General features: G+C 50.7%; 5 protein-coding genes and 1 pseudogene. All 6 read left to right on the top strand.

Features of this window, described 5'->3' with window-relative positions; translation table 11 throughout:
• Positions 1–393: pseudogene (locus B3P58_RS10825) on the top strand (isocitrate lyase); the annotation flags it as partial.
• A gap of 315 nt (positions 394–708) precedes the next feature.
• Positions 709–1,788 carry a GGDEF domain-containing protein gene (locus B3P58_RS10820; protein WP_225690952.1) on the top strand — a complete coding sequence of 360 codons (1,080 nt, stop codon included), beginning with the start codon at positions 709–711 and terminating at the stop codon, positions 1,786–1,788.
• Positions 1,789–2,101: 313 nt separating this feature from the next.
• Complete coding sequence (locus B3P58_RS10815; RefSeq protein ID WP_286717491.1) at positions 2,102–2,920, top strand: FAD-binding oxidoreductase; 819 nt, start codon at positions 2,102–2,104, stop codon at positions 2,918–2,920.
• A gap of 58 nt (positions 2,921–2,978) precedes the next feature.
• Positions 2,979–3,260, top strand: a complete 282-nt coding sequence (locus B3P58_RS10810) for a 2Fe-2S iron-sulfur cluster-binding protein (protein ID WP_286717489.1) — start codon at positions 2,979–2,981, stop codon at positions 3,258–3,260.
• An 8-nt stretch (positions 3,261–3,268) separates the two neighbouring features.
• On the top strand, positions 3,269–4,369 hold the full coding sequence (locus B3P58_RS10805) for a fatty acid desaturase family protein (protein WP_145470005.1): 1,101 nt from the start codon (positions 3,269–3,271) through the stop codon (positions 4,367–4,369).
• Positions 4,370–4,657: 288 nt separating this feature from the next.
• A complete protein-coding gene (locus B3P58_RS10800) occupies positions 4,658–5,740 on the top strand; it encodes a BMP family ABC transporter substrate-binding protein (protein WP_145470541.1) in 1,083 nt (360 codons plus the stop codon).
• Positions 5,741–5,882 lie beyond the last annotated feature (142 nt).

Genomic DNA, 5,882 nt, shown 5'->3' with positions numbered 1-5,882 from the left:
AAAGACGTTTCTGCTTACGACCGTAGCAAGCTGATGTCTGCTGACTACGATGCGTCTGAGCTGGCTGCAGAAGCTGACAAGCGTATCCAGAACTTCCAGGCTGAATCTTCACGTGAAGCGAACATCTTCCATCACCTGATCACTCTGCCTACTTACCACACCACTGCTCTGTCTGTGGACAACCTGGCAAAAGAATACTTCGGCGAAGCCGGTATGCTGGGTTATGTTGCTGGCGTACAGCGTAAGGAAATCCGTCAGGGTATCGCTTGCGTTAAGCACCAGAACATGTCCGGTTCTGACATCGGTGATGATCACAAAGAGTACTTCTCTGGTGATTACGCACTGAAAGCAGGCGGTGCTAAGAACACTTCTAACCAGTTCAACAACATCTAAGATCTCTTAGAAAATGTTGACACGTTAGTGTTCAGAAAAAGCGACCTTCGGGTCGCTTTTTTTATGGCTGTTATCCGCTGCCGGGGAAAGGGAGGGGCATACTGCAGGCTGTAACATTCTGCAACGGCATGTTGCCTTTAGGCGTTACCAAAACTCACAGAAGATCCATCGTCTCGGTAGGTATTACTCGTTAATATCAATATCAGTGGCGTATATTTACCAATAGCTGTGGCTCTGCAGTTGTCTGGTCATGCCTTATCGCCTTGCCGTTCCCGTCTTCTTCTTACGTGGTGGCAGGCCCTGACAGGAAACATCATGGCGGTTACCCCGGAATCCCTTCACCAGCGTGTGATTTTTAAGGTTTTGCTGTTAATGGTCAGTGGTGCTGGCATCCTGTACTTCCTTATTAATATTCAGCGCGGACTGGTCGGGTTGGCCTGGGCTGAGCTGGCGATGAGCATCGCCTCGTTGTGGTTATGGCGTAATGTCGATGCTTTGAAAGCCCTGCGGCTGTGGTCTTTTCTGTACCTGATCCCGTTTTTCTCCATCATCCTGTTTGCATTATCTGACCCACGTATCAGCTACGGTATGTTTGTCTGGGTACTGCTGATTCCGATTGTTTCTTATCTGTTGCTCGGTTTGTGGCGTGGCTTTGCTATGGCCTGCCTTTTTATGACGCTGGCAGCCATCGTTTATATCTGGCGCTTCCACAGTAACCCGGAAGTGATTAATACGGTTGTACTGGCGAATGTGATGGTGTGTGCCGCTGCCTTGTGGGCCTTCTCTCATATTTATGAGTTAAGCCGCGAACGTTCGCAGAGAATCCTGCTGAAGCTGGCATCCAGAGATGCTCTGACCGGTTTATATAACCGTCTGCGTCTGACTGAAATCTTTAACCGTGAGCGTCAGCAGGCCGAAGTCCAGCGACAGCCGCTCAGTCTGCTGCTGATCGACCTCGATTATTTTAAGAAAATTAACGACCACTACGGCCATGACACAGGCGATCAGGTTCTGGTGGCTGTCGCGTCTCATATTCAGCGGAATATCCGTCGCCGGGATTCGGCCTTTCGCCTCGGTGGCGAAGAATTCTGCATCCTGCTGCCCGGGAGTGGGCGGGAAGAAGCACATGCTGTTGCCGACGTTTTACGTACTGGCCTGGCGGAACAGCATCCGCTGGTCGCGGGTCTGCCGGTCACACCGACGCTGAGTGCCGGAGTTGCCACCCTCGGTGATGACGGAAAGGATTTTGTTCACCTCTACAGTATGGCCGATCAGCGATTGTATCTGGCCAAGCATTCCGGCCGGAACCGCGTGGTCAGTCAGGGGCAGGCGCTGCAGGGCGATTCTGTTGCGGGAGAAAATGCATCGTCTCCGGTATTGCAGGCAACGCTGTAATTCTGATATGCGGATTACCTCTTTATGCTCGCGATTATCTGGCCATTTTCATAATATTAATTCCTTTGGTTCATTAATTCTTAAAGAGTCGGTGTGTTTTCTCTGAGCTGAGAGTCAGTCCTGCAAGCGCGGCTAAGCCTGATGGCTGATTGTGGGTTAGGGAGCACTTACTCGGCTTGTGTGCATTGAATCTGCTGAAAAAGAGCTGACTTTGTGCTGGATTTTCGCTGTTGGACTTTAGTCGGATGAGTCGTTAAAACACGCGCTGATAACCAAACACACGCAGATGTGTCCACATTGAATCAGGTGCATTATGACGACCATGACCGACCCGGCGCTCTCACCGCGCTCCTCCGGGCCAGCTCCGCTTGCTGCAGCAACAGGTGTGGGGCTACGCCGCTGGCTGGCATCCAGCCTGACCCAGCACGACCATTTTTCTGCTTATTTTGAACCGCTGATCCAGCTTTTTCTGCCTCACTGGAGTACCGCTGGCTGGCGTGCCCGCGTACTCGAAGTACGTACGGAGCTCGAGGATGTGTATTCACTGGTGCTGCGTCCGGCTAAAGGCTGGGCGGGTTTTCAGGCCGGACAATACGTTGAAATCAGCGCAGAACAGGATGGCCGCCGGGTCAGCCGGATCTTCAGCATTTCATCCTCTCCCGCCTATTTTGCCCGTACCGGACTGATTGAGCTGACCATCCGCGTACAGGATCAGGGACGTATAACGCCCTGGTTACGCCAGCATTTTGCCGGTGGTGGACTGGTAACTCTGTCAGCGGCACAGGGGGATTTTATTGCGAGCGAGGGCAGTGCGCCCTTGCTGCTGATTGCCGGTGGCAGTGGCATCACACCTTTCCGTTCGCTGTTGCAGCAACTGCAGCGTGAGGGCTCTGCGCGCCCGGTGCAGTTGCTGTATTTTGCCCGCCATGCACAGCACTTTCTGTTCCGTGAAGAATTCGACCGTCTGCTGCTGGATATGCCGCAGTTCAGTCTGACACTGCTGAATAACGAAGATCATGGTTTTATCAGTGCAGAGCATATCCGTGAATATTGCCCGGACTTCTCCGCCCGCGACATTATGATTTGTGGCCCGACGCCGATGATTCAGGCTGCGCGCGCCGTACTGAGCTGAGCTGGATGTTGATCCGGCGCAGATCCGTTTTGAATATTTTGGTGCGGCACCCATTGATATGCAGCGTGCCAATGCCAGTGACACGCTGGTGGCCTTTAAACGTTCGGCAATTAATGCCGACGTTGCCGCTGAACCGGCACAAACACTCCTTGATGTCGCAGAACAGGCCGGACTTAAACCCGTCAGTGGTTGCCGTATTGGTGTCTGCCATCAGTGCATCTGCAAAAAGGAAAGCGGGGTGGTGTTTAACACCAAAACCGGTACCTATTCCGATACCGGCAGCGAAGATATTCAGCTGTGTATTTCGGTTGCCGCCAGCGACCTGATTCTGGATTTGTGAGGCTAATAATGACAACAAGTATTCCATCAGCAGAAACCCTGTTAAGTTTTGAACAGGAAATCAATGCCATCCGTGATGAAACCCTGAGCAAAGTCGGCCAGGCCGATGCTGATTATATTCGTCGTGTTATCCGTTTTCAGCGGGGGCTGGATTTAAGCTCCCGACTGGTGATTGTGCTCGGTTTTATACATCCGTTATTCTGGGTTGCCGGGGTTCTTATGTTGGCGCTGGCTAAAATTCTCGACAATATGGAAATTGGTCATAACGTGATGCACGGCCAGTATGACTGGATGAATGACCCGCACATTAATTCGCGCAATTTTGAGTGGGATATTGTTGGTGATGGTGATTCCTGGAAGCGTTATCACAACCACGAGCACCACACCTACACCAATATTATCGGTAAAGACCGTGACTATGGTTATGGTCTGCTGCGCCTGAGTGACGATATTCCATGGCGTAAGAAAAACCTCTGGCAGTTTTTTACTTACCTGAATCTGAGCCTTTTATTTCAATGGGGTGTGGCGTATCACGAGTTAGCTGCCGAACGTATTTTCTTTGGCAAACGGCGTAAAGAGAGCCATCTGCCGATCAGCCGCAGTGAATTAAAATCGGCTTTTTTCAGCAAAATCGGCAAGCAGGTTTTTAAAGATTATATTTTCTGGCCGTTGTTGTGCTTTCCGGTTTTCTGGTCGGTATTGCTGGGCAACCTGTGTGCAAACCTGATCCGCAATCTGTGGACCTCGACCATTATTTTTTGCGGACATTTTACTGAAGACGCGCAAACCTTCAGTGAAGAAGAATGTAAAAACGAAACCCGCGGTCAATGGTACTACCGCCAGATTCTGGGTTCGTCCAACCTTGAAGGTGCGCGCTGGTTTCATATTCTGACCGGCCATTTAAGCTGTCAGATTGAACATCATCTGTTTCCGGATATTCCGGCACGTCATTATCCTGCGATGGCGCAAAAGGTAGAGCAGGTGTGTAAGACGCATGGCATTCCTTATAACACCGGCTCGTTTGCTCATCAGTACCTGACGGTGGTTAAACGCGTGTTGCGTTATTCCTTCCCGGATAAAGCGGGGCAGGAACCACTGACCAACCACTGAGCGCATCTGCGTTCGGGTTCTGACGGGGAAGCCGCTAACGGCTTCCCCGTTTTTGTATCTGCATGATCCGTCTTGGTGCGCAGACGGTGCATCACGGCTGTTTTTTAGTGCGGATTTTTGCTGGTTTCCATCTTTATGGGCCAATCTTGCCCTGCAACTCTGGCATAATGTGGCGGTTTTATTCATATTTCTGTTATTCCTGACCAGTTGGCCAAGTTATTGCTAAATTGGCAATGAATCTGTTTTTAACAGCCTGCATGCAGGTACTACCTTTGGAGCAAAACCATGATGAAAAAACACAAGAACTGGCAACGCTGGGTAACGTCTGCGGCTCTGGCGCTGGGTCTGAGCACTGGCGCAATGGCCGAAGATCCGATGAAAGTTGGCTTCGTGTACGTTGGCCCGGTGGGTGATTATGGCTGGTCTTATGAGCATGACCGTGGTCGTATGGAAGCGCAGAAATTCTTCGGCGACAAAATCGAAACCACCTTTGTTGAGAAAGTACCTGAAGGCGCTGATGCCGAGCGTGTGATCCGTCAGATGGCGCAGAGCGGTCATGATCTGATTTTCACCACCTCCTTCGGTTTTATGAACCCGACTGAAAAAGTCGCCAAGCGTTTTCCAAAAGTATTCTTTGAGCACGCAACCGGTTACAAGCGCGCCAAAAACCTCTCTACCTATGTACTGCGTACTTATGAAGGTCGTTATGTTTCCGGTATCGCTGCCGGCATGATGACCAAAACCAACACCATTGGTTACATTGCTTCTTTCCCGATTCCGGAAGTTATCCGCGATATCAACTCCGTATATATGGCGGCTAAATCCGTTAATCCGGATGTAAAAATCAAAATCATGTGGGTAAGCACCTGGTATGACCCGGTTAAAGAAAGCGAAGCCGCCAATGCTCTGATCGACCAGGGCGTTGACGTGCTGATTCAGCATACCGATTCACCAGCACCATTGATGGCTGCTGAAAAGCGTGGCGTAAAAGCCATTGGTCAGGCATCCGATATGAGCAAGTTTGCACCGAATGCACACATGTTCTCTATCCGTGATGACTGGGCTCCGCATTACATCAAAACCATTCAGGAAATTATGGATGGCACCTGGAAACCGGAAGATTTCTGGGGTGGTTTTGCTGAAGACATGCTGGTGGTTGCCTCTGTTAATGACAACCTGCCCGCTGATGTAAAAACCGCGGTGACAAAAGCGCATGATGACATCAAATCCGGTAAGCTGAAGCCATTTACCGGCCCGATGAAGAGCAATGAAGGTAAGCTGGTGATCGAAGCCGGCCACACCCTGACCGACGAAGAACTGGCCGGTGTAAACTGGTTTATCGAAGGCATTGACGCTACTATCCCGAAATAATACTGACCTAGGGCCTGTTAACACTAAGTGAATCAGGCCTGCTGAGAACCAGCTTTTCTCAGGACAAGGAGAGAGGAGTGATATTAGCGGGCTAAATAAATGACGAACGACGACGTTCATGAGGAAAACTGGCCTCAGCCCG

Origin of the sequence: Thalassolituus sp. UBA2009, assembly GCF_002335285.1 — a bacterium.
Classification (GTDB): domain Bacteria; phylum Pseudomonadota; class Gammaproteobacteria; order Pseudomonadales; family Oceanobacteraceae; genus Venatoribacter; species Venatoribacter alkanivorans.
The sequence above is the reverse complement of the archived record's forward strand: the minus strand, read 5'-3'. Positions and strand labels throughout refer to the sequence as shown.

Coding starts and splice junctions, on each gene's coding strand:
- B3P58_RS10815 (WP_286717491.1), top strand. CDS start 2,102: ATGACGACCATGACCGACCCGGCGCTCTCACCGCGCTCCTCCGGGCCA.
- B3P58_RS10810 (WP_286717489.1), top strand. CDS start 2,979: ATGCAGCGTGCCAATGCCAGTGACACGCTGGTGGCCTTTAAACGTTCG.
- B3P58_RS10820 (WP_225690952.1), top strand. CDS start 709: ATGGCGGTTACCCCGGAATCCCTTCACCAGCGTGTGATTTTTAAGGTT.
- B3P58_RS10805 (WP_145470005.1), top strand. CDS start 3,269: ATGACAACAAGTATTCCATCAGCAGAAACCCTGTTAAGTTTTGAACAG.
- B3P58_RS10800 (WP_145470541.1), top strand. CDS start 4,658: ATGAAAAAACACAAGAACTGGCAACGCTGGGTAACGTCTGCGGCTCTG.